At 63.7% G+C, this 21994-nt stretch carries 18 protein-coding genes; 16 read left to right on the top strand and 2 right to left on the bottom strand.

Translation table 11 applies throughout. The annotated features are described in order from the left end of the window. Positions 1–38: 38 nt before the first annotated feature. From HG262_RS12125 to HG262_RS12195, 15 genes are all read left to right on the top strand, one after another. Positions 39–515, top strand: coding sequence for an NADH-quinone oxidoreductase subunit B (locus tag HG262_RS12125; protein ID WP_006217960.1), 477 nt, complete (start codon positions 39–41; stop codon positions 513–515). 76 nt (positions 516–591) lie between these two features. Continuing rightward, positions 592–1218, top strand: a complete 627-nt coding sequence (locus tag HG262_RS12130; protein ID WP_169271263.1) for an NADH-quinone oxidoreductase subunit C — start codon at positions 592–594, stop codon at positions 1216–1218. A 3-nt stretch (positions 1219–1221) separates the two neighbouring features. Continuing rightward, positions 1222–2478 carry an NADH-quinone oxidoreductase subunit D gene (locus HG262_RS12135; RefSeq protein ID WP_169271264.1) on the top strand — a complete coding sequence of 419 codons (1257 nt, stop codon included), beginning with the start codon at positions 1222–1224 and terminating at the stop codon, positions 2476–2478. A gap of 47 nt (positions 2479–2525) precedes the next feature. Next, positions 2526–3020 carry an NADH-quinone oxidoreductase subunit NuoE gene (nuoE, locus tag HG262_RS12140; protein ID WP_006217963.1) on the top strand — a complete coding sequence of 165 codons (495 nt, stop codon included), beginning with the start codon at positions 2526–2528 and terminating at the stop codon, positions 3018–3020. Continuing rightward, positions 3017–4384, top strand: coding sequence for an NADH-quinone oxidoreductase subunit NuoF (gene nuoF / locus HG262_RS12145; RefSeq protein ID WP_169271265.1), 1368 nt, complete (start codon positions 3017–3019; stop codon positions 4382–4384). The genes nuoE and nuoF overlap by 4 nt, the downstream gene beginning before the upstream one ends. A gap of 15 nt (positions 4385–4399) precedes the next feature. Continuing rightward, the gene (gene nuoG, locus HG262_RS12150; RefSeq protein WP_169271266.1) at positions 4400–6727 is read left to right on the top strand and encodes an NADH-quinone oxidoreductase subunit NuoG; all 2328 of its coding nucleotides are present in this window, start codon (positions 4400–4402) and stop codon (positions 6725–6727) included. Then, positions 6727–7800: an NADH-quinone oxidoreductase subunit NuoH gene (nuoH, locus tag HG262_RS12155; protein WP_054424153.1), complete on the top strand. Its 1074-nt coding sequence runs from the start codon at positions 6727–6729 to the stop codon at positions 7798–7800. Before nuoG ends, nuoH begins: the two co-directional genes overlap by 1 nt. A gap of 21 nt (positions 7801–7821) precedes the next feature. Beyond that, a complete protein-coding gene (nuoI, locus tag HG262_RS12160) occupies positions 7822–8310 on the top strand; it encodes an NADH-quinone oxidoreductase subunit NuoI (protein ID WP_006223758.1) in 489 nt (162 codons plus the stop codon). 17 nt (positions 8311–8327) lie between these two features. Further along, complete coding sequence (locus tag HG262_RS12165; RefSeq protein WP_169271267.1) at positions 8328–8984, top strand: NADH-quinone oxidoreductase subunit J; 657 nt, start codon at positions 8328–8330, stop codon at positions 8982–8984. Then, on the top strand, positions 8981–9289 hold the full coding sequence (gene nuoK, locus HG262_RS12170) for an NADH-quinone oxidoreductase subunit NuoK (RefSeq protein ID WP_006217969.1): 309 nt from the start codon (positions 8981–8983) through the stop codon (positions 9287–9289). Before HG262_RS12165 ends, nuoK begins: the two co-directional genes overlap by 4 nt. A 17-nt stretch (positions 9290–9306) precedes the next feature. After that, complete coding sequence (gene nuoL / locus HG262_RS12175; protein WP_169271268.1) at positions 9307–11343, top strand: NADH-quinone oxidoreductase subunit L; 2037 nt, start codon at positions 9307–9309, stop codon at positions 11341–11343. Next, entirely contained in the window at positions 11340–12842 is a 1503-nt protein-coding gene (locus HG262_RS12180) for an NADH-quinone oxidoreductase subunit M (RefSeq protein WP_169271269.1), read from the top strand. The genes nuoL and HG262_RS12180 overlap by 4 nt, the downstream gene beginning before the upstream one ends. 9 nt (positions 12843–12851) lie before the next feature. Further along, entirely contained in the window at positions 12852–14336 is a 1485-nt protein-coding gene (gene nuoN, locus HG262_RS12185) for an NADH-quinone oxidoreductase subunit NuoN (protein WP_169271270.1), read from the top strand. Between the two features lie 13 nt (positions 14337–14349). Then, the gene (locus HG262_RS12190; RefSeq protein WP_169271271.1) at positions 14350–14679 is read left to right on the top strand and encodes a DUF2818 family protein; all 330 of its coding nucleotides are present in this window, start codon (positions 14350–14352) and stop codon (positions 14677–14679) included. A gap of 325 nt (positions 14680–15004) precedes the next feature. Further along, complete coding sequence (locus tag HG262_RS12195) at positions 15005–17266, top strand: TonB-dependent siderophore receptor (RefSeq protein WP_169271272.1); 2262 nt, start codon at positions 15005–15007, stop codon at positions 17264–17266. A 127-nt stretch (positions 17267–17393) separates the two neighbouring features. On the opposite strand, the gene serB is transcribed toward HG262_RS12195, so the two are convergent. Both serB and mfd read right to left on the bottom strand, forming a co-directional pair. Further along, a complete protein-coding gene (gene serB, locus HG262_RS12200; RefSeq protein ID WP_169271273.1) occupies positions 17394–18251 on the bottom strand; it encodes a phosphoserine phosphatase SerB in 858 nt (285 codons plus the stop codon). Between the two features lie 22 nt (positions 18252–18273). After that, positions 18274–21756, bottom strand: coding sequence for a transcription-repair coupling factor (gene mfd / locus HG262_RS12205; RefSeq protein WP_169271274.1), 3483 nt, complete (start codon positions 21754–21756; stop codon positions 18274–18276). 29 nt (positions 21757–21785) lie between these two features. Between mfd and HG262_RS12210 the strand changes: the two genes are divergently transcribed. Continuing rightward, positions 21786–21994: 2-C-methyl-D-erythritol 4-phosphate cytidylyltransferase (locus HG262_RS12210; protein WP_211187220.1), on the top strand; the 209-nt coding region annotated here is incomplete at its 3' end.

A 21994-nucleotide genomic window follows, 5' to 3' on the forward strand; every position in this document is an offset into this window, starting at 1 on the left:
CCTCCGGGTTTTTTCACAGCACGCTATCAGAGACGAATATGGCTATAGACGGCATTCTCAAGCAAGGGTTCATCACAACCAGCGCCGACAAGTTCCTTAATTGGGCGAAGACCGGCTCCATGTGGCCCATGACCTTCGGTCTGGCCTGTTGCGCGGTTGAGATGATGCACGCGGGCGCGGCCCGCTACGACCTGGACCAGTTCGGCATCATTTTCCGGCCCAGCCCGCGTCAGTCCGATCTGATGATCGTCGCTGGCACGCTGTGCAACAAGATGGCGCCGGCGCTGCGTAAGGTCTATGACCAGATGCCCGAGCCGCGTTGGGTGGTTTCCATGGGCTCCTGTGCCAATGGCGGCGGCTACTACCACTATTCGTATTCGGTGGTTCGTGGTTGCGACCGCATCGTACCGGTAGACGTCTACGTGCCGGGCTGCCCGCCCACGGCCGAGGCGCTGGTCTACGGCTTGCTGCAGATGCAGAACAAGATCCGCCTGACCAACACGATTGCGCGCTGAGCCTTCGTCTGGCCGGCGGCAATCGTTGCCGCGGGCCTTCTCGAAACCAGCGTATCGGTTCACCTAAGCGTACAAGATGATGACCAGGCTCGAAACCCTGAAAAACAATTTGCAGACCACCCTCGGCGCGGATATCGCGCTGACCGAGGCGTTGGGCGAGCTGACGCTCGAAGTACCCGCGCAGCAGTGGTTCTCCGTCTGCAACAAGCTGCGCACCGAAGCCGGCCTGCGCTTTGAAACCTGTATCGACCTCTGTGGCGTCGACTACCTGACCTGGGGCAACGGCACGCGCCAGTTGCCCGAGGAAACCACCGCCAAGATCCACCGCGCGCGCTTCGCCGTGGTGATCCACCTTTTGTCGATCGAGAACAACTGGCGCCTGCGTGTCCGTACCTGGGCCACTGACGACGAATTCCCGATTATCGCGTCGCTGATGGAATGCTGGCCGACCGTGGGCTGGTTCGAACGCGAAGCCTTCGACCTGTACGGCATCGTCTTCGAAGGCCACCCGGACCTGCGCCGCATCCTGACCGACTACGGCTTCATCGGCCATCCGTTCCGCAAGGACTTCCCGCTGTCCGGTACCGTCGAAATGCGTTACGACCCCGAACAACGGCGTGTCATTTACCAGCCGGTCACGATCGATCCGCGCGAGATCACCCCGCGTGTGCTCCGCGAAGACTCCTACGGCTTGGGGCGCTAAATCATGGCAGAAATCAAGAACTACACGCTCAACTTCGGTCCCCAGCATCCGGCCGCGCACGGTGTGTTGCGCCTGGTGCTGGAACTGGACGGCGAAGTCATCCAGCGCGCCGACCCGCACATCGGCCTGCTGCACCGTGCCACCGAAAAGCTGGCCGAACACAAGACCTACATCCAGGCGCTGCCCTACATGGACCGCCTGGACTACGTGTCCATGATGTGCAACGAGCACGCCTATGTCATGGCCATCGAAAAGCTGCTGGGCGTCGAAGCCCCGTTGCGTGCCCAGTACATCCGCGTCATGTTCGACGAGATCACGCGTCTGTTGAACCACCTGATGTCGTTGGGTTCGCACGCGCTGGACGTGGGCGCCATGGCGGTGTTCCTGTACGCCTTCCGTGAACGCGAAGACCTGATGGACTGCTACGAAGCGGTCTCGGGCGCGCGCATGCACGCGGCCTACTACCGTCCGGGCGGCGTCTACCGCGACCTGCCGGACACGATGCCGCAGTACGGCGACACCAGCAAATACCGCGGCGACAAAGAAATGCGCTTGATGAACGATGCGCGTTCGGGTTCGCTGCTGGACTTCATCGAAGACTTCACCAACCGCTTCCCGGCCTGCGTCGACGAGTACGAAACGCTGCTCACCGACAACCGCATCTGGAAGCAGCGTCTGGTGGGCATCGGCGTGGTCGATCCCGAGCGCGCCAAGGCGCTGGGCTTCACCGGCCCGATGCTGCGTGGCTCGGGCGTGGCCTGGGACTTGCGCAAGACGCAGCCCTACGAAGTCTATGACCTGCTCGATTTCGACATCCCCGTGGGTGTCAACGGCGACTGCTATGACCGCTACCTGGTCCGCATCGCCGAAATGCGTGAAAGCAATCGCATCATCCGCCAGTGCGTGGAATGGCTGCGCAATAACCCGGGTCCGGTCATGATCGAGAATCACAAGATCGCCCCGCCCAAGCGCACCGCCATGAAGACCAACATGGAAGAGCTGATTCACCATTTCAAGCTCTTCACCGAAGGTTTCCACGTGCCCCCGGGCGAGGCGTTTGCCTCGGTGGAGCACCCCAAGGGCGAATTCGGCATCTATCTGGTGTCGGATGGCGCCAACAAGCCTTACCGCCTGAAGATTCGGGCCCCCGGCTTTGTCCACCTGCAAGCGCTGGACGAAATGTCGCGCGGTCACATGATCGCCGACGCCGTCACCATCATTGGTACGCAGGACATCGTTTTCGGCGAGATCGATCGCTGATCCGCCCAGACAGTCACGAGCACGCCCGCATAACCCGGATTCAAACTATGCTGCTTTCCGAACAGGCCTACCAGAAAATCGACCGAGAACTCGCGAAGTTCCCGGCCGACCAGCGGCAGTCCGCCATCATGGCCTCGCTTGCCATCGCGCAAGAAGAGAAGGGCTGGTTGGCTACCGAAACCATTGAAGATGTGGCCAATTACATTGGCGTCCCACCCATCGCGGTGCAGGAAGTCGCCACGTTCTACAACATGTTCGACGTCAAGCCCGTCGGCAAGAACAAGATCGCCGTCTGCACGAACTTGCCCTGTGCCTTGCGCGATGGCGATCGTGCCGGTGAATACCTCAAGCGCAAGCTGGGTGTCGACTACCGTCAAACCACCGCCGACGGCCAGTTCACGCTGGTCGAAGGCGAATGCATGGGCGCTTGTGGCGATTCCCCCGTGCTGATCGTGAACAACAAGCATATGTGCGTGCGCATGACCGACGAGAAGCTGGACGCGCTGGTCGCGGCCCTCAAGGTGCAAGGAGAGTCGGCATGAACGCGCCCGACCTGTACAAGCAGTTCGCGCAAGGGCTGGATCCCAACCCGCTGAACGACGTGTCCAACTCGATGTGCCTGCACGGCCGGCACATCCAGCCGCAGATCATGGCGGACGTCGACGGCGAGAACTGGCGCCTGGCCGACTACGTCAAGCGCGGGGGCTACGAAGCCCTGAGAAAGATCCTCACCACCGGCCTGAAGCCGGAAGACGTGATCGCCGAAGTCAAGGCGTCGGGCCTGCGCGGCCGTGGCGGCGCGGGCTTCCCGACCGGCCTGAAGTGGAGCTTCATGCCGCGTGCCTTCCCGGGCCAGAAATACCTCGTCTGCAACTCGGACGAAGGCGAGCCCGGCACGTTCAAGGACCGCGACATCCTGCGCTTCAATCCGCACATCGTGATTGAAGGCATGGCGATCGCGGCCTACGCCATGGGCATCAGCGTCGGCTACAACTACATCCACGGCGAAATCTTCGAAGTCTACGAGCGCTTTGAAGAAGCGCTGGAAGAGGCGCGCGCCGCTGGCTTCCTGGGCGACAAGATCCTGGGTTCGGACTACAGCTTCCAGCTGCACGCGTTCCACGGTTACGGCGCCTACATCTGCGGCGAAGAAACCGCGCTGCTGGAATCGCTGGAAGGCAAGAAGGGCCAACCGCGCTTCAAGCCGCCGTTCCCGGCCAGCTTCGGCCTGTACGGCAAGCCCACCACGATCAACAACACCGAAACGTTCGCGGCGGTGCCGTGGATCATCCGCAACAGCGGCCAGGCCTACCTGGAAGTCGGCAAGCCGAACAACGGCGGCACCAAGCTGTTCTCGATCACCGGCGACGTCGAACGTCCCGGCAACTACGAGATCCCGCTGGGCACCCCGTTCTCGACGCTGCTGGAACTGGCGGGCGGCATGCGCGGTGGCAAGAAACTGAAGGCAGTGATCCCTGGAGGATCCAGCGCCCCGGTGCTGCCGGCCGACATCATCATGGAATGCACGATGGACTATGACTCCATCGCCAAGGCCGGCTCGATGCTCGGTTCTGGCGCGGTGATCGTCATGGACGAAACGCGCTGCATGGTGAAGTCGCTCTTGCGCCTGTCGTACTTCTATTTCGAGGAAAGCTGCGGCCAGTGCACGCCGTGCCGCGAAGGCACCGGCTGGCTCTACCGCATGGTGCACCGCATCGAAAACGGTCACGGCCGTCCGGAAGATCTGGACTTGCTGGACAACGTGGCAGGCAACATCATGGGCCGCACCATCTGCGCCCTGGGTGACGCCGCCGCCATGCCCGTCCGTGGCTTCCTCAAGCATTTTCGCGACGAATTCGCGCACCACATCGAGCATAAGTCTTGTGTGGTCCCGCAATATCTGTAGGTCTCAGGAACAGCAATGGTTGAACTAACCGTCGACGGCAATCAGGTCGAAGTGCCCGAAGGCAGCATGGTCATGCATGCCGCTCAGAAAGTCGGGCTTTACGTGCCGCATTTCTGCTACCACAAGAAACTGTCCATCGCGGCCAACTGCCGGATGTGCCTGGTTGAAGTGGAAAAAGCGCCCAAGGCGCTGCCCGCCTGCGCCACGCCCGTGACCAACGGCATGGTCGTCCACACCTGCTCTGAGAAGGCTCGCGCCGCTCAGAAGTCGGTGATGGAATTCTTGCTCATCAATCACCCCCTCGACTGCCCGATCTGCGATCAGGGCGGCGAATGCCAGCTGCAGGATCTGGCCGTGGGCTACGGTGGCTCGTCCTCGCGTTACCAAGAGGAAAAGCGCGTCGTTTTCCACAAGGACCTGGGTCCGCTGGTTTCCGCCGAGGAAATGAGCCGCTGCATCCACTGCACCCGCTGCGTGCGCTTCGGCCAGGAAATCGCCGGCGTCATGGAGCTCGGCATGCTGGGCCGTGGCGAACACTCCGAGATCACGACCTTCGTGGGCCGCTCGATCGAGTCCGAACTGTCGGGCAACATGATCGACATCTGTCCGGTGGGCGCGCTGACCTCCAAGCCCTTCCGCTACAGCGCCCGCACCTGGGAACTGGCCCGCCGCCGTTCGGTCAGCCCGCACGACAGCCTGGGCGCCAACCTGGTGGTCCAGGTCAAGGGCGACCGCGTGATGCGCGTGGTCCCGTTCGAAGACGAAGCCGTCAACGAATGCTGGATCAGCGACCGCGACCGTTTCTCGTATGAAGGCCTGAACAGCGACGACCGCTTGTCCGCCCCGATGATCAAGGGCACCGACGGCAAGTGGCAGGAAGCCTCCTGGGCCGACGCGCTGCAAGCCGTGGCCCAAGGCCTGTCGCGTGTCCGTGACAGCTTCGGCGCCGGCCAGATCGGCGCGCTGGCGTCGGAATACGCCACCACCGAAGAATACGCGTTGCTGGGCCGTCTGGTCCGCGCGCTGGGTTCCGAGAACATCGACTTCCGCCTGCGCCAGACCGATCCGGCGTTTGACGCCGCATTGACCGGCACGCCGTGGCTGGGCATGCCCATCGCCGAACTCGACAACCTGGACCGCGTCCTGGTCGTCGGTTCGTTCCTGCGCAAGGACCACCCGCTGATGGCGCAGCGCCTGCGCCAAGCGGCCAAGCGCGGCACGCAGATCCTGATGGTCGACAGCGCCGCTGACGATCCTCTGATGCCCGTCGCCGCCCGCATCACCGTTGCTCCGTCCGAGCTGCCGCGCGCGCTGGCCGAAGTGGCCGTCGCCCTGGCGCAGGCCAAGGAACAAGCCGTGCCGGCCGAATTCGCCTCGGTCACCCCGGGCGAAAACGCCAAGATCATCGCCGCCAGCCTGGCTTCCGGCGCCAACACCGCCGTGCTGATGGGCAACCTGGCTGTCGCCAGCGCCCAGGCCTCGACGCTGGCCGCCAACGGCCGCGCCGTGGCGGATCTGGCCGGCGGCAAGTTCGGCTTCCTGACCTCCGGCGGCAACACCGTCGGCGGTTACCTGGCGGGCGCCGTTCCGGGCAAGGGCGGCAAGACCGCCGCCGCCATGCTGGCCGAGCCGCTGAAGGCCTATGTCGTGCTGCACGCCGAGCCGCTGCTGGATGCCGACAACGGCCAGCAAGCCATCGCCGCGCTGCGCGGCGCGCAATTCGCCGTCGCCTTGACGCCGTACCGTTCGGCCGCCGCCGAGTGGGCCGACGTCATGCTGCCGGTGTCGCCGTTCACCGAAACCTCGGGCACGTTCGTCAACGCGCAAGGCCTGGCCCAGAGCTTCAAGGGCACGGTCACGCCGTTGGGCCAGACGCGTCCGGGCTGGAAGGTCCTGCGCGTGCTGGGCAACGTCCTGCACCTGGCCGGCTTTGACGATGAAACGTCGGAATCCGTGCGCGACGCCGCGCTGGCCGGTGGCATCGAAGGCCGCTTGTCCAACGACGTCAAGGCGCCGCTGGGCCTGGGCCAGGCTGCAAGCGGCCTGGAACGCGTGGCTGACGTGCCGATCTACCGCACCGACGCCATGGTCCGCCGTTCGGAGCCGCTGCAAGCGTCCCCGGCCTCGAAGAAGCCGGCTGCCGCCATGAACGGCCGCACGCTGACCAGCCTGGGCCTGACGGCCGGGGTCAAGGTCCGCGTCGCGGGCGCCCAAGGCGCCGTCGAACTCGAAACCGTGCAGGATGATGCCGTGGCCGACCGCGCCGTGCGCATTTCCGCAGCCTTTGAAAACACCGCAGCCCTGGGTGGCGCATTCGGTCAACTCAGCGTGGAGCGTGCCTGATGGAATGGCTTAATGTTCTTGAGAGCCACGGGCAGGCATTGCTGGGCCCGACGGTCTGGATGGTCCTCTGGACCCTCATCAAGATTGTGATCATCGCCGTGCCGATCATTCTGTGCGTCGCGTACCTGACGTACTGGGAACGCAAGATGATCGGCGCCATGCACGTGCGCGTGGGCCCGAACCGCGTGGGTTTCAAGGGGTTGCTGCAACCGTTCGCTGACGTGTTCAAGCTGTTGACGAAGGAAGTCATCGTCCCCAGCGAAGCCAACAAGGTGCTGTTCGTCGTGGCCCCCGTGGTCACGCTGATGCCCGCATTGGCCGCCTGGGCCGTGGTGCCCTTCGGTCCCGATGTCGTGCTGGCCAACGTCAACGCCGGCCTGCTGTACATCATGGCCATCACGTCGATCGGCGTTTATGGCGTGATCGTGGCGGGCTGGGCGTCGAACTCCAAGTACGCATTCCTGGGCGCCTTGCGCGCCTCGGCGCAGATGCTGTCCTACGAACTGGCCATCGGCTTCGTGCTGGTGACGGTGCTGCTGGTGTCCGGCAGCCTGAACATGTCCGAGATCGTCAACGTCCAGAACCGCGGCTGGTTTGCCGACAAGGGCCTGACGTTCATGTCGTGGAACTGGCTCCCGCTGTTGCCGCTGTTCGTGATCTACGTCGTGGCGATCGTGGCCGAAACCAACCGCCACCCGTTCGACGTGGTGGAAGGCGAATCGGAAATCGTGGCCGGCCACATGGTCGAGTACTCGGGTATGGCCTTCGCCCTGTTCTTCCTGGGTGAATACGCCAACATGATCCTGCTGTCCTGCATGGCGTCGATCATGTTCCTGGGCGGCTGGGCTTCCCCGATCGACATCGCGCCGCTGACCTGGATCCCGGGTTGGATCTGGCTGGGTCTGAAGACGTTCGTCGTGGTCTCGTTGTTCGTGTGGTTCCGCGCATCGTTCCCGCGCTACCGCTATGACCAGATCATGCGTTTGGGTTGGAAAATCTTCATCCCGCTGACCGGCGTTTGGCTGGTCGTGGTGGCGATCTGGATGCAGACGCCCTGGAACATTTGGCGCTAAGCCGCCAGGCAGAGGCAGGATATGGAAGCGATCAAAGATTTCTTCGGCAGTCTGATGCTGACCGAGTTGCTCAAGGGCATGCGCCTGACGGGCAAGTATTTTTTCAAGCGCAAGGTCACCTTGCGTTATCCGCAGGAAAAGACGCCCACGTCGGCGCGTTTCCGCGGCCTGCACGCATTGCGCCGCTACCCCAACGGGGAAGAGCGCTGCATCGCGTGCAAGCTGTGTGAAGCGGTTTGCCCGGCGTTGGCGATCACCATCGAATCGGAACAGCGTGATGACGGCTCGCGCCGCACCACGCGTTACGACATCGATCTGACCAAGTGCATTTTCTGCGGCTTCTGTGAGGAAAGCTGCCCCGTGGACTCGATCGTGGAAACCCATATCCACGAATACCACGGCGAAAAGCGCGGCGACCTGTATTTCACCAAAGACATGCTGCTCGCCGTGGGCGACCGCTACGAAGCCGACATCGCCCGCCGCCGGGCCGACGACGCTCCTTACCGTTGAAGCCCAGGGTCTGATCCATGACTTTTACCACTGTCCTTTTCTACATACTGGCCGCCGTGCTGGTGATCGCGGCGTTCCGCGTGATCACCGCGCGCAGTCCGGTCACCGCGGTCCTGCACCTGATCCTGGCGTTCTCCAACGCCGCCATGCTGTGGATGCTGTTGGGCGCTGAATTCCTGGCGCTGCTGCTGGTGCTGGTGTACGTGGGCGCCGTGATGGTGCTCTTCCTCTTCGTCGTGATGATGCTGGACATCCGCATGGACACCATGCGCCAGGGCATGAAGACCTACCTGCCTTTGGGCCTGGTGATCGGTCTGGTGCTGGTGCTGGAGATGTCCTTCGTGCTGGGTTCCACCTGGTACGGCTCGGGCCCGCAGGCCCCGGTCGCTGGCGACTACAACAACGCCCGCGCGTTGGGCGAAGTCATGTACACCCAGTACGTCTACGCCATTGAAGTCGGCGCCGCGTTGCTGCTGGTCGGCATGGTCGCCGCCATCGCGCTGACCCTGCGCCGCCGTCGCGACGTGAAGTACAACGACCCGGTCGCGGCCGTGCGCGTTCGCTCGAAGGATCGTTTCCGCATGGTGGACATGCCCGCCCAGAGCGAGCGTGCCCAGGCCAAGCGCGACGCCGCCAACGGCGTTGCCGCTGCGCCCCAAGGAGAAAAAGAATGACGCTGACGCTGGCCCACTATCTGATCCTGGGAGCGATCCTGTTCGCCATCGGGATCTTCGGCATCTTCCTGAACCGCCGCAACCTGATCATTCTGCTGATGTCCATCGAGCTCGTGCTCCTGGCCGTCAACATGAACTTCGTGGCGTTCTCCAGCTGGTTCGGCGACACCGCCGGCCAGGTGTTCGTGTTCTTCATCCTGACCGTGGCCGCCGCTGAAGCGGCGATCGGCCTGGCCATCCTGGTGCTGCTGTTCCGCAACCTGAACACGATCAACGTTGACGAACTCGATCGCCTGAAGGGCTGACGGGGTATTGGAAGAAAATGTCTAGCTCACCCAATCTCTACTTGCTCATCGCGCTGGCACCGCTGGCCGGAGCAATTCTCGCGGGCCTTTTCGGCACCGGCTTCCTGGGCCGTCCCATCGGCCGCCGCGCGTCCCACGTCATCACCATCCTGGGCGTGCTCATCTCCGCCATCGGTTCGGTGGTGGTGCTGGGCGACGTGCTGAACGGCTTGCGCTTTGACGGCGCGGTCTACACCTGGAGCCTGATCGGCCAGACCAAGCTGGAAATCGGCTTCCTGATCGATCCGCTGTCGGCCATGATGATGGTCGTGGTGACCTCCGTGTCGCTGATGGTGCACATCTACACCATCGGCTACATGGCGGATGACCCCGGCTACCAGCGCTTCTTCTCGTACATCTCGCTGTTCACGTTCTCCATGCTGATGCTGGTGATGTCGAACAACATGGTGCAGCTGTTCTTCGGCTGGGAAGCGGTGGGCCTGGTGTCGTACCTGCTGATCGGCTTCTGGTACACCCGCCCGACGGCCATCTTCGCCAACATGAAGGCGTTCCTGATCAACCGCGTCGGCGACTTCGGCTTCGTGCTGGGCATCGGCCTGTTGTTCGCGTACGCCGGCACGATGCACTACGGCGACGTGTTCGCCCAAGCCGACAAGCTGGCCACGATGACCCTGCCGGGCTCGGATTGGATGCTGCTGACGGTGGCGTGCATCTGCCTGTTCATCGGCGCCATGGGCAAATCGGCCCAGGTTCCGCTGCACGCCTGGCTGCCCGACTCGATGGAAGGCCCGACCCCGATCTCCGCGCTGATCCACGCCGCCACCATGGTGACGGCCGGCATCTTCATGGTCGCGCGCTTCTCGCCGCTGTTTGAACTGTCGGACGTGGCCCTGTCGTTCATCATCGTGATCGGCGCCATCGGCGCACTGTTCCTGGGCATCCTGGGCATCATCCAGACCGACATCAAGCGCGTGGTCGCGTACTCCACGCTGTCGCAGCTGGGCTACATGACCGTGGCGCTGGGCGCGTCGGCCTACTCGGTGGCGATCTTCCACCTGATGACCCACGCGTTCTTCAAGGCGCTGCTTTTCCTGGGCGCGGGTTCGGTCATCATCGGCATGCACCACGACCAGGACATCCGCAACATGGGCGGCCTGCGCAAGTACATGCCTATCACCTGGATCACCTTCCTGCTGGGCACGCTGGCGCTGGTCGGCACGCCGTTCTTCTCGGGTTTCTACTCGAAAGAGAACATCATTGAAGCCGCAGGCCACGCTAACGTCTGGGGCGCAAGCTTCGCGTACTACGCCGTGTTGATCGGTGTGTTCGTGACCTCGCTGTACTCGTTCCGCGTGTACTTCCTGGTCTTCCACGGCAAGGAACGCTTTGACACCAGCGACCACGGTCATGGTCATGACGATCATGCTCACGATGACCACGGCCACGACGACCATGGCCACGGCCATCATGGCGGCAAGCCGCATGAATCGCCCTGGGTGGTCACGCTGCCGCTGATCCTGCTGGCGATCCCGTCGGTGCTGGTTGGCGCCTGGGCGGTCGACCCGATGCTGTTCGGCAAGTTCTTCAACGGCGTGATCACGGTGCTGCCGCAGCATCCGGCGATGCACGAACTGAACGAAGAGTGGCACGGCTGGGTCGCCTATGGCCTGCATGCCTTCCAGACGCTGCCGTTCTGGCTGGTCGTGGCAGGTTTCGTCATCGCCTGGTACTGCTACCTGATCAACCCCAAGGTTCCGGCCGCGATCAAGTCCAGCCTGTCTGGCGTGAACAAGGTGCTTGAGAACAAGTACTACGTGGATTGGGTCAACGAGCAGATCATCGCTCGCGGCCTGCGCGCCCTGGGCCGTGGCCTGTGGCAGACCGGCGACCGCGGCATCATCGACGGCTTGCTCGTCAACGGTAGCGCCCGCGTGGTGGGCTGGGTGGCAGCGGTCAGCCGCCACCTGCAGTCCGGCTTCATCTATCACTACGCGTTCGCGATGATCATCGGCATCATGGCGCTGGTGACTTTCTTTGTGCTGATTCCCCAATGATGGCAAGCGAGATGGCATCCAACACTTTCCCCTGGCTCACGCTTGCGATCTTTGTCCCGATCGTATTCGGCCTGCTGGTGCTGGCGGTGGGCCGTGACGACCGTCCCGGTCTGACGCGCGGCCTGTCGCTGGCTGGCGCCTTGGCCGGCTTCCTCGTCACGATTCCGCTCTACACCGGTTTCGACTCCACCACGGCTGCCATGCAGTTCGTGGAGAAGGCCTCCTGGATCGAGGCTTTCAACGTCAACTACCACCTGGGCATCGACGGCATTTCGCTGTGGTTCGTTCTCTTGACCGCCTTCATCACCATCATCGTGGTGCTGGCGGGCTGGGAAGTCATCACCAGCCGCGTGGCGCAGTACATGGCCGCCTTCCTGATCCTGTCGGGTCTGATGGTGGGCGTGTTCGCCGCGCTGGACGGCATGCTGTTCTACGTGTTCTTCGAAGCCACGCTGATCCCGATGTACATCATCATCGGCGCGTGGGGCGGCGATAACCGCATCTACGCAGCGTTCAAGTTCTTCCTGTACACGCTGATGGGTTCCCTGTTGACCCTGATCGCGTTCATCTACCTGTGGCACGCCTCGGGTGGTTCGTTCGACATCCTGACCTGGCACAAGGTCAAGCTGGGCCAGACCGAGCAGATCCTGATCTTCGTGGCGCTGCTGGCGGCATTCGCGGTGAAGGTGCCGATGTGGCCCGTCCACACGTGGTTGCCGGACGTCCACGTTGAAGCGCCCACGGGTGGCTCCATCGTGCTGGCTGCGATCATGCTGAAGCTGGGCGCTTATGGTTTCCTGCGCTTTTCGCTGCCGATCACGCCGGATGCTTCGCACAGCCTGGCCGGCCTGATGATCACGCTGTCGCTGATCGCCGTGATCTACATCGGTCTTGTCGCGATCATCCAGGAAGACATGAAGAAGCTGGTGGCCTACTCGTCCGTGGCCCACATGGGCTTCGTGACCCTGGGTTTCTTCATCTTCAACACGGCCGGCGTCGAAGGCGCCATCGTGCAGATGATCTCCCACGGCTTCGTGTCGGGCGCCATGTTCATGTGTATCGGCGTGCTCTATGACCGCATGCACTCGCGCAACATCGCCGATTACGGTGGTGTGGTCAACGTGATGCCGCGCTTCGCCACGTTCTTCATCCTGTTCTCGATGGCCAACAGCGGCCTGCCGGCCACCAGCGGTTTCGTCGGCGAGTTCATGGTGATCATGGGCGCGGTCCAGCACAGCTTCTGGATCGGCCTGTTGGCGGCCACCGCCCTGATCCTGGGTGCTGCGTATTCGCTGTGGATGGTCAAGCGCGTGGTCCTGGGCGACATCGCCAATGACCATGTGCGCGAACTGACCGATATCAACCGCCGCGAATTTGTGATTCTTGGCGTGATGGCGATCGCCGTGTTGTACATGGGGATCTATCCCAAGCCCTTCACCGACGTGATGCACGTGTCGGTCGAGGCCCTGCTGCAACACGTTGCCGTCTCGAAACTGTAAGACAAGACAATGATGCAATCCCAAATCGATTTCGCCCTGGCGACACCGGAAATCCTTCTGCTGGTTTTCGGCCTGGCTATCCTGCTCGTCGACGCGGTCAGCAATCACCCTGAGCGCAAGCCGACGTTCCTGCTGACCCTGCTTGCATTGGGCGTGCTGACCGTCGTGTCGGCCGTCCAATGGAAAAACGGCGTCGCGGGCGCGACGTTCCACGGGCTGTACGTCACCGACGAACTGTCGCATCTGCTGAAGATCGCGTCCTATATCGCGGTGGGCGCCACGCTTGTCTATGGCCGCGTCTATGCGCAGGTCCGCGACATGCTCAAGGGCGGCGAACTCTACGTGCTGACGCTGTTCGCGCTGCTGGGCCAGATGGTCATGATTTCCTCCGGGAACCTGATCTCGATCTACCTCGGCCTCGAACTGATGTCGCTGGCGCTGTATGCGTTGATCGCGCTGCGCCGCGACGACGTCGTGGCCACCGAAGCCGCCATGAAGTACTTCGTGCTGGGCGCGTTGGCCTCGGGTTTCCTGCTGTATGGCATGTCGATGGTCTACGGCTCCACGGGCCACCTGGACCTGGCCGAGATCTCGAAGGTCATCGCTGCCGGAAAGGCCGAGAAGATGGCGCTGGTGTTCGGCATCGTGTTCCTGGTGTCGGGCCTGGCGTTCAAGCTGGGCGCGGTGCCGTTCCACATGTGGGTGCCGGACGTCTACCAGGGTTCGCCGACCGCGGTCACGCTGATCCTGGGCGGCGCACCCAAGCTGGCGGCCTTCGCCATCACGCTGCGCCTGCTGGTGGACGGCCTGCACGGCCTGGCCGCCGACTGGCAGCCGATGCTGATGATCCTGGCCGTGCTGTCGCTGGCCATCGGTAACCTGACCGCCATTGCACAGACCAACTTCAAGCGCATGTTGGCTTACTCGACCATCTCGCACATGGGCTTCGTGCTGCTGGGCCTGATGTCGGGTTCGGTCGCGGGCAAGCCGGAACTGTCGTCCGCCGCCTATGGCGCGTCGCTGTTCTACATGCTGACCTACGTGCTGACCACGCTGGCAAGCTTCGGCATCGTGCTGCTGTTGTCGCGCCAGGGTTTCGAGTGCGAGCAGATCGACGATCTGAAGGGCCTGAACCGCCGTAGCCCGTGGCATGCCGCCATCGTGCTGCTGCTGATGTTCTCCTTGGCCGGCATCCCGCCGCTGGTGGGCTTCTACGCCAAGTTGGCCGTGCTGCAGGCGCTCGTCAGCGCCGGCCACGTCACGCTGGCCGTGATCGCCGTGCTGTTCTCGCTGATCGGCGCGTTCTACTACCTGCGTGTCGTCAAGGTCGTGTACTTCGACGAACCGGCGGCCGACGCCGCGCCGATCGCCGCGACGTGCGGCCAGCGCGGCCTGCTGTCAGTCAACGGCGCCATGATGCTGGTGCTGGGCCTGCTTCCGGGCGGCCTGATGGCGCTGTGCGTTCAGGCCATCCGTTCGTCGCTGAGCTTCTGACCGGATACCGGCCATGAACCAGACGCTGGCGGTATGGCTGTTGATCGCGCTGGCGCTTGTCAGCGCGAATCTCCCGTTCCTGACGGAACGGGTGTTCGCCGTCCTGCCCTGGAAACAGGACGGGCAGGCCGCGGCCAAACCGTTCTGGCTGCGTCTGGTGGAGGTGCTGGTGTTCTACGCCATCGTCGGCGCGCTCGGTTTCGCGTTCGAGTCCACGTTGGGCAATCGTTTTGCCCAGACCTGGGAGTTCTACGCGATCACGCTGAGCCTGTACCTGGTGCTGGCCTATCCGGGCTTTGTGTACCGCTACTTGTTCAAACGGCACCCCCGTCTGCGCACCTGATGGCCCGCCAAGCCGCCAAACGCCCCTCCAGGGGCGTTTTTCTTTTGTGTCCATGAAATGTGTCGCACGAAGGCCAGCGCCGCGTAGCGGCTCGTCCAGGGGCGCGTAGCGGCATCGACATGGCGCGCAGCGGTCGCGGGGATGCGTCACCTGATCCTATCGCTATAAGTCGTTATTTATAACGATCATGCAGACATAAGTGTTGTTTTTTCATCTTTAACATGAGCGCCTTGCTGTCATTCAGGTTTCATTCAGTCGCTAGGATCAAAATCGCAACCGGTAAAAAAACAAGAATCGTTGCTATTCATATTCTGGAGAAGCTGGTTTGAAGTCCCAAGACTCGTATTCGCTGAATACGCTCACTACCTCGCTGGCCGCCGCCATTGCCGCGCCCGCCCTGTTTATCAGCCCCTACGCCGCCGCACAGTCCACGGATTCGGGCGTGACGCAGCTTGCCCCGGTACGGGTGGAAGGCGAAGGGTCTTCGTATCAGACGACAACGGTGCCCTCGCCGAAGATGACCGCGCCCCTGCTGGACACGCCGCGAACGGTACAGGTCGTGCCGAAGCAGGTGATCCAGGACCAGGCGGCGTCTACGCTGCAGGACGTGCTGCGCAATTCGCCGGGCATTACGTTCGGTGCGGGCGAGGGCGGCCGTCCGGGCGGCGACTTGCCGATCATCCGCGGCCAGAACGCCGCAGGCAGCCTGTTCCTGGACGGCATCCGCGATTCCAGCACTCAGGTGCGCGATACGTTCAACCTGGAACAAGTGGAAGTGATCAAGGGGCCGGACTCGGTGTATTCCGGCCGGGGCGGCGCGGGCGGCAGCATCAACATGGTCAGCAAGTCGCCCAAGGCGACGGACTTCACTGAAGCCACCGCCCAGATCGGCACGGACAGCAACTACCGCGCCACGATCGACAGCAACTGGCGCCTGGCCGACAAGGCGGCGTTCCGCCTGAACGTCATGGGCAACAAGGGCGATGTGCCGGGCCGCGACGACGCCGTCAATTTCGAGCGTTGGGGCGTGGCGCCGTCGCTGATGCTGGGGGTGGGCACGCCGACCCGCATCACGCTCAGCTACTACCATTATCAAGACGACAGCATGCCGGACTACTCCATTCCGTATGATCCGAAGACGGGCCAGCCGGTGACGGAGACGATGGGCGTGAGCCACAAGACGTTCTACGGCCTGAAGGGCCGGGATTTCATGAGCACGCGGGATGATGTCGCGACGGTCGATTTCCAGCACGACTTCTCGGACACGCTGCAATTGCGCAACGTGACCCGCTATGGCCGCGGCACGACGGATTTCGCCGCCACCAACCCGGACGACAGCAAGGGCAACGTGCCCAACGGGCTGGTCTACCGCGCGTTGAAGTCGGGCTACTACGTCACCAAGAGCTTCGCCAACCAGACCGACCTGACCGGCGAGTTCGATACCGGCAGCCTGAAGCACTCGTTCGACCTGGGGTTCGAATACAGCAACATCAAGCAAGACAAGGACAGCTATGCGCAGACCATCGCCAATGGTCCGATGGCATGCAAGGTCGGGGCGACCGACTTGTCCAATCCGGCGCTGTGTGCCTCCCTGTGGGATCCGGAACCCGGTACCGATTACACGGGGCACCTGACCCGCGCCGACAATCCGGCCCGTTACAACACGGACACGGTGGCGTTCTACGGCTTTGACACGATCAAGTTCAACGAACAGTGGCAGGCCAGCGTCGGTGCGCGCTGGGACAACTACCGCACCAGCGGCAGCAACATTGCGAAGGGCCGCAACGATCCGGCCGGCACGCCGGCGTTCTACAGCGCCAGCCGGGAAGACAACCTGTTCAACTACCAGTTGGGCCTGGCCTACAAGCCGGTGCCCAATGGCACGATCTACGCCACATACGGCACGTCGTCCACGCCGTCGGCCATCGCCGCCGGCGCAATCAGCGATGCCGCTTCCGCCACGAGCGCGTCGCTTGAGCCCGAGAAGAGCCGCACGGTCGAACTGGGCACGAAGTGGCAGGTGTTCGATGACCGCCTGACCCTGTCCGCCGCGGCCTTCCACGACATCCGCAAGAATACGAGCGTTGCCGTGTCCGCCACGGAAATCTCGCAAGTCGGCGAGGCGAAGGTGCGCGGCATTGAACTGGGCTTCTCGGGCAACATCACGCCCAAGTGGAACGTCTTCGGCGGCTACACCTTCATGGACAGCGAAGTGACCAAGGGTGCGTACAACAGCGGCGCCGTGGGCCAGGACCTGCCCAACACGCCGCGCAACGCCTTCAGCCTGTGGACGACCTACAAGGTCTTGCCCAAGCTGACGGTCGGCGGCGGCGCCTATTACGTCGACAAGCAGTTCGGCAATGCCGATGCATCGAACAACGCCGACGGCACGCCCAAAGCGCGCTGGGTGCCTTCGTACTGGCGCTTCGACGCAATGGCCGGCTACGAGTTCAATGAGCACTTCTCTGCCCAGTTGAACGTACTGAACCTGTTCGACGAAACGTACTACACCAAGGCGTATGCCGCGCACTATGCGGCGCTGGGTTCCGGCCGCGCCGCGCTGCTTTCTCTGCGCGTGCGCTACTGATCTGTCCGGGGGCCAGGTGCGGGTGCCTGTTCCCCAGCCGCAGGGCAAATGAAAAGCCCATCGCTCGTGGCTGCGATGGGCTTTTTTCGTGTGCTGAAAATGTCGGCCCCAGAGGGGACCAGGCCGATCAGCTTTCGAACCAGTTCAGCACACCGTCCAGCCCTGTCACGTTCAACGCGAATCGAGTCTGCTCGCGCACCAGCGGCTTGGCGTGATAGGCGACCGGAAAGCCGGCTGCGCCGAGCATCAGCAGGTCGTTGGCGCCGTCGCCCATCGCGATGATCTGTTCTTTCGTGGCACCGTGCGTGCGGGCGAATTCGCGTAGGTAAACCGCCTTGGCCGAGGCGTCCAGGATGTCGCCCACGACGTGGCCGGTCAAGAGCCCATTGTCGATCTCCAGCGTATTGGCGTGCGCGCTGTCGAGCTTTAACCGTTCGCGCAGCCGGTCGGTGAAGAACGTGAAGCCGCCCGACACCAGCAATACCTTGATGCCGGCTGCCTGCGCGGTGCTGATCAGGCGTTCCGCGCCCGGGTTGAGCCGCAGCTTTTCCACATAGACCTGTTCCAGCGCCTCGGCCGGCACGCCCTTGAGCAGCGCGACGCGGCGGCGCAGGCTTTCGGCGAAGTCCTTGATCTCGCCGCGCATGGCCGCTTCGGTGATTTCGGACACCTTGTCCTTCACGCCCACCACGCCTGCGATCTCGTCGATGCATTCGATGTTGATCAGCGTGGAGTCCATGTCCATCGCCAGCACCTTGCATTGCGACAGCTTCAGGCCGGCCGGGAGAAAGGCCACGTCCACGCCGTTGCGCTCGGCCCACGCCACGATTTCGGCGCGGGTCAGGGCGTCGTGCTGCACGTCCAGCAGACGGGCTGCCGTGTTGCTGATGCGCGCTACGCCCTGGGCCTGGGCCAGGGCAGCCAGCTGTTCCGCATGGTCGATGGTCAGGCCGGGAGATTGGACGACGAGGTGATGGGTAGTCATAAAGTTGCGAAGGTTGGCGGGTTCACTTCAAGGCGCGCAGCACGACGCGCACGGCATCGGCGCGGGCGGCGATCTGCGCGGCCTTGATCTCAATCCGCAATTTATCCTGTCCTGCCAGTTTGATGTTGCGTTGGCGTTGCACAAGTTCAATGATCCGGCCCGGATCGACCGTGGTCTTGGGGCCGAATTGCAGGAGCGCCTGCGTTTCGCTGGCGTCGATCTTGACGATGCCCAGCGGTTGCGCGGCCAGGCGCAGGCGATGCGTGGTCAGTAGCGTCTGCGCGGCCTCGGGCAGTTTGCCGAAGCGGTCGATCAGCTCTTCCTGGATGTGGATCAGGTCGTCTTCGTTGTCAGCGTGGGCCAGGCGCTTGTAGACGCCCAGGCGCGCATGCACATCGGCGCAGTAGTCGGAAGGCAGCAGCGCGGGGGCATGCAGATTGACTTCGCAAGCCAGGTTGAAGGGCGCATCCAGGTCGGGCTCTTCGCCCGCGCGCAAGGCGCGGACAGCCTCGTTCAGCATCTCGTTGTACATCGAGAAGCCCACTTCCTGAATGTTGCCCGATTGCGAATCGCCCAGCACTTCGCCCGTGCCCCGGATCTCCAGGTCGTGCATGGCCAGGTAGAAACCGGAACCCAGTTCCTCCATGGCCTGGATCGCTTCCAGGCGCTTTTTGGCGTTCGTCGTGATGGCGTCCTCGCCCGGTGTCAGCAGATAGGCGTAGGCCTGGTGGTGCGAACGCCCCACGCGGCCGCGCAGCTGGTGCAGTTGTGCCAGCCCGAAGCGGTCGGCGCGGTGGATCACGATGGTGTTGGCGCTGGGCACGTCGATGCCGGTCTCGATGATGGTGGTGCACAGCAGCACGTTGTAGCGCTGCTGGTAGAAGCCCTTCATCACCTGTTCCAGCTCGCGCTCGGGCATCTGGCCGTGGGCGACTGCGATGCGGGCCTCGGGCACCAGCTCTTCCAGGCGGGCGCGGCGGTTGTGGATGGTCTCGACCTCGTTGTGCAGGAAGTAGCACTGGCCGCCGCGCTTGAGTTCGCGCAACAGGGCCTCGCGCAAGGTGCTGCCGTCTTCGCGGCGCACGAAAGTCTTGATCGCCAGGCGCTTTTGCGGCGCGGTGGCGATGACGGAGAAGTCGCGGATGCCTTCCAGCGACATGCCGAGCGTGCGCGGAATGGGCGTGGCGGTCAGCGTCAACACGTCGACTTCGGCGCGTAGCGCCTTCAGCGCTTCCTTCTGGCGCACCCCAAAGCGGTGCTCTTCGTCGATGATGACCAGTCCCAGACGTTTGAATTTCACATCTTTGGACAAGATTTTGTGCGTGCCGATGACGATATCGACGCGCCCGTCGTTGATGCCCTCGACGGCGGCCGCCACTTCCTTGGCCGAGCGGAAGCGCGACAGCTCGACGACGCGCACCGGCCAGTCGGCGAAACGGTCCGAGAAGGTCTGGGCATGTTGTTCGGCCAGCAGAGTGGTGGGGCACAGCAGGGCGACCTGCTTGCCGTTGGCCACCGCCAGGAAGGCGGCGCGCAGCGCCACTTCGGTCTTGCCAAAGCCGACGTCGCCGCAGACCAGCCGGTCCATGGGGCGGCCGGACGTCATGTCCGCCAGCACGGCTTCGATGGCGGCGGCCTGGTCGGCCGTCTCTTCAAAGCCGAAGCCTTCCGCGAAGGCCTGGTAGTCGTTCAGCGGCAGATTGAAGGCGAAGCCTTCGCGGGCGGCGCGTTGCGCATACAGCGCCAGCAGCTCGGCCGCAGTGTCGCGCACCTGGCGGGCGGCCTTGCGGCGCGCCTTGTCCCATTGGCCGGAGCCCAGTTGATGCAGCGGTGCGGCTTCCGGATCGGCGCCGCTGTAGCGGGCGATCACGTGCAGCTGCGACACCGGCACGTACAAGGTGCTGCCGTTGGCGTATTCAAGATGGAGGAATTCCATCTCGCCTTCGCCCATGTCCATGTTGACGAGGCCGTGGTAGCGGCCGATGCCGTGCTGCGCATGGACGACGGGGTCGCCCGCGCGCAGTTCGGACAGGTCGCGCACCATGGCTTCGACGTTGCTGGCGCGTTCCTGGGAGCGCTTGCCGCGCCGGCCGGTCGAGGCCAGGCCCGGGTACAGGTCGTTTTCGGTCAGGAAGGCCAGATTGGCCTGCGGCAGCTGGAAGCCGATGGCCAGCGGCGCGGCCACGACGCCGAAGTTCGCGTCGGACGCCAGGAAGGCTTCGATGGTGTCCGGCTGCGCGTCGGGCGTGGCGCCGAACTCGTTCAGCATCTGCACCAGCGTTTCGCGGCGGCCGGCGGAGTCCGCGCATAGCAGCACGCGGGTCTGGCGCGTCTGCAACAGCGCGCGCAGCTTGGCGATCGGGTCTTCGGAACGGCGCGCCACGCTGACGTCGGGCACGGCGCGAAAGTCGGGGTGCGGCTCGCCGGCGGTCAGTGCCAGGCGGCGGAATTCCTTCAGGCGGGCGTAAAGCGTTTCAGTGTCGACGAACAGTGCGGACGGCGGCAGCACCGGGCGTTCGCGGTCGCTCTTCAAGAAGCCGTAGCGGCTGGACGTGTCGTGGTTGAAGCGCTGGATCGCGTCGTCGATATCGCCGACCGTGACGGTGACCGTTCCTGCCGTCAGGTAATCGAAGAGTGTCGCGGTTTCCTCGAAGAAGAGCGGCAGGTAGTACTCGACGCCGGCAAACGGGATGCCGTTGCCGATGTCCTTGTAGGGCAGGGCGCGCGACGGGTCGCCTTCGAAGATCTCGCGGAAGCGCGCGCGGAAACGGGTCCGCGAATCCTCGTCCATGGGGAATTCGCGGCCAGGCAGCAGTTGGACTTCGCGCACGGGGTACAGGCTGCGCTGCGTGTCGACGTCGAAGCTGCGGATGGTTTCGATTTCATCGTCGAACAGGTCCAGCCGGTAGGGCACGGCAGACCCCATGGGGAACAGGTCGATCAGCCCGCCGCGCAGGCAGAACTCGCCCGGCGCAGTCACCTGGGTGACGTGGTTGTAGTTGGCCAGCGTCAACTGCGCGCGCAGGGCGGCCTCGTTCAGCTTGTCTTTCTGCTTGAACGAGAACGTGTAGGCGGCCAGGAACGAGGGCGGCGCCAGCCGGTACAGCGCAGTGGTGATCGGCACCGTCAGCACGTCCACCGTCTTCATCATCAGCGAGTGCAGCGTGTGCAGGCGCTGCGAGATCAGGTCCTGGTGTGGTGAAAACGCGTCATAGGGCAGCGTCTCCCAGTCGGGCAACTGGCGCACGCGCAGGTCCGGGGCGAACAGCTGGATCTCTTCCGCCAGGCGCTGGGCCTCCAGCGGCTCGGCCGTCAGAATGACCAGCGGCGCCGACGCTTGCCGTGCCAGGTCCGCTAGCAACCAGGCGTCTCCCGAGCCCGGCGGGCGGGGCTGTGCATAGCGCGCGCCGGGTTTCAGGGCGGACAGGGTGGGGGCGGTCGCCGGGACGGGCGGGGCGGCGGAGGCGGAGGAAGTGGGGGTGGGCATCAGGGTGGAAGCAGGCATCAAGCGGAAGATTATAAAATCACCGCACCATGTCTGACTCAATCATTGCGATCGTTCCCGCCGCGGGTGTCGGCGCCCGCGCCAGCCAGCCCGGCGCGCAGGCCGTGCCCAAACAGTATCGTCCATTGGCCGGACAGCCCATGCTGCGCCACGCGGTGCGCGCCCTGCTGGCCGACGACCGGGTGTCCCAGGTGCGCGTGGCCGTGACGCCGGGCGACGGCTGGGTGAACGCGGCCCT

The organism is Achromobacter sp. Bel, from assembly GCF_012928505.1.
In the GTDB taxonomy this organism is placed as follows: domain Bacteria; phylum Pseudomonadota; class Gammaproteobacteria; order Burkholderiales; family Burkholderiaceae_B; genus Achromobacter.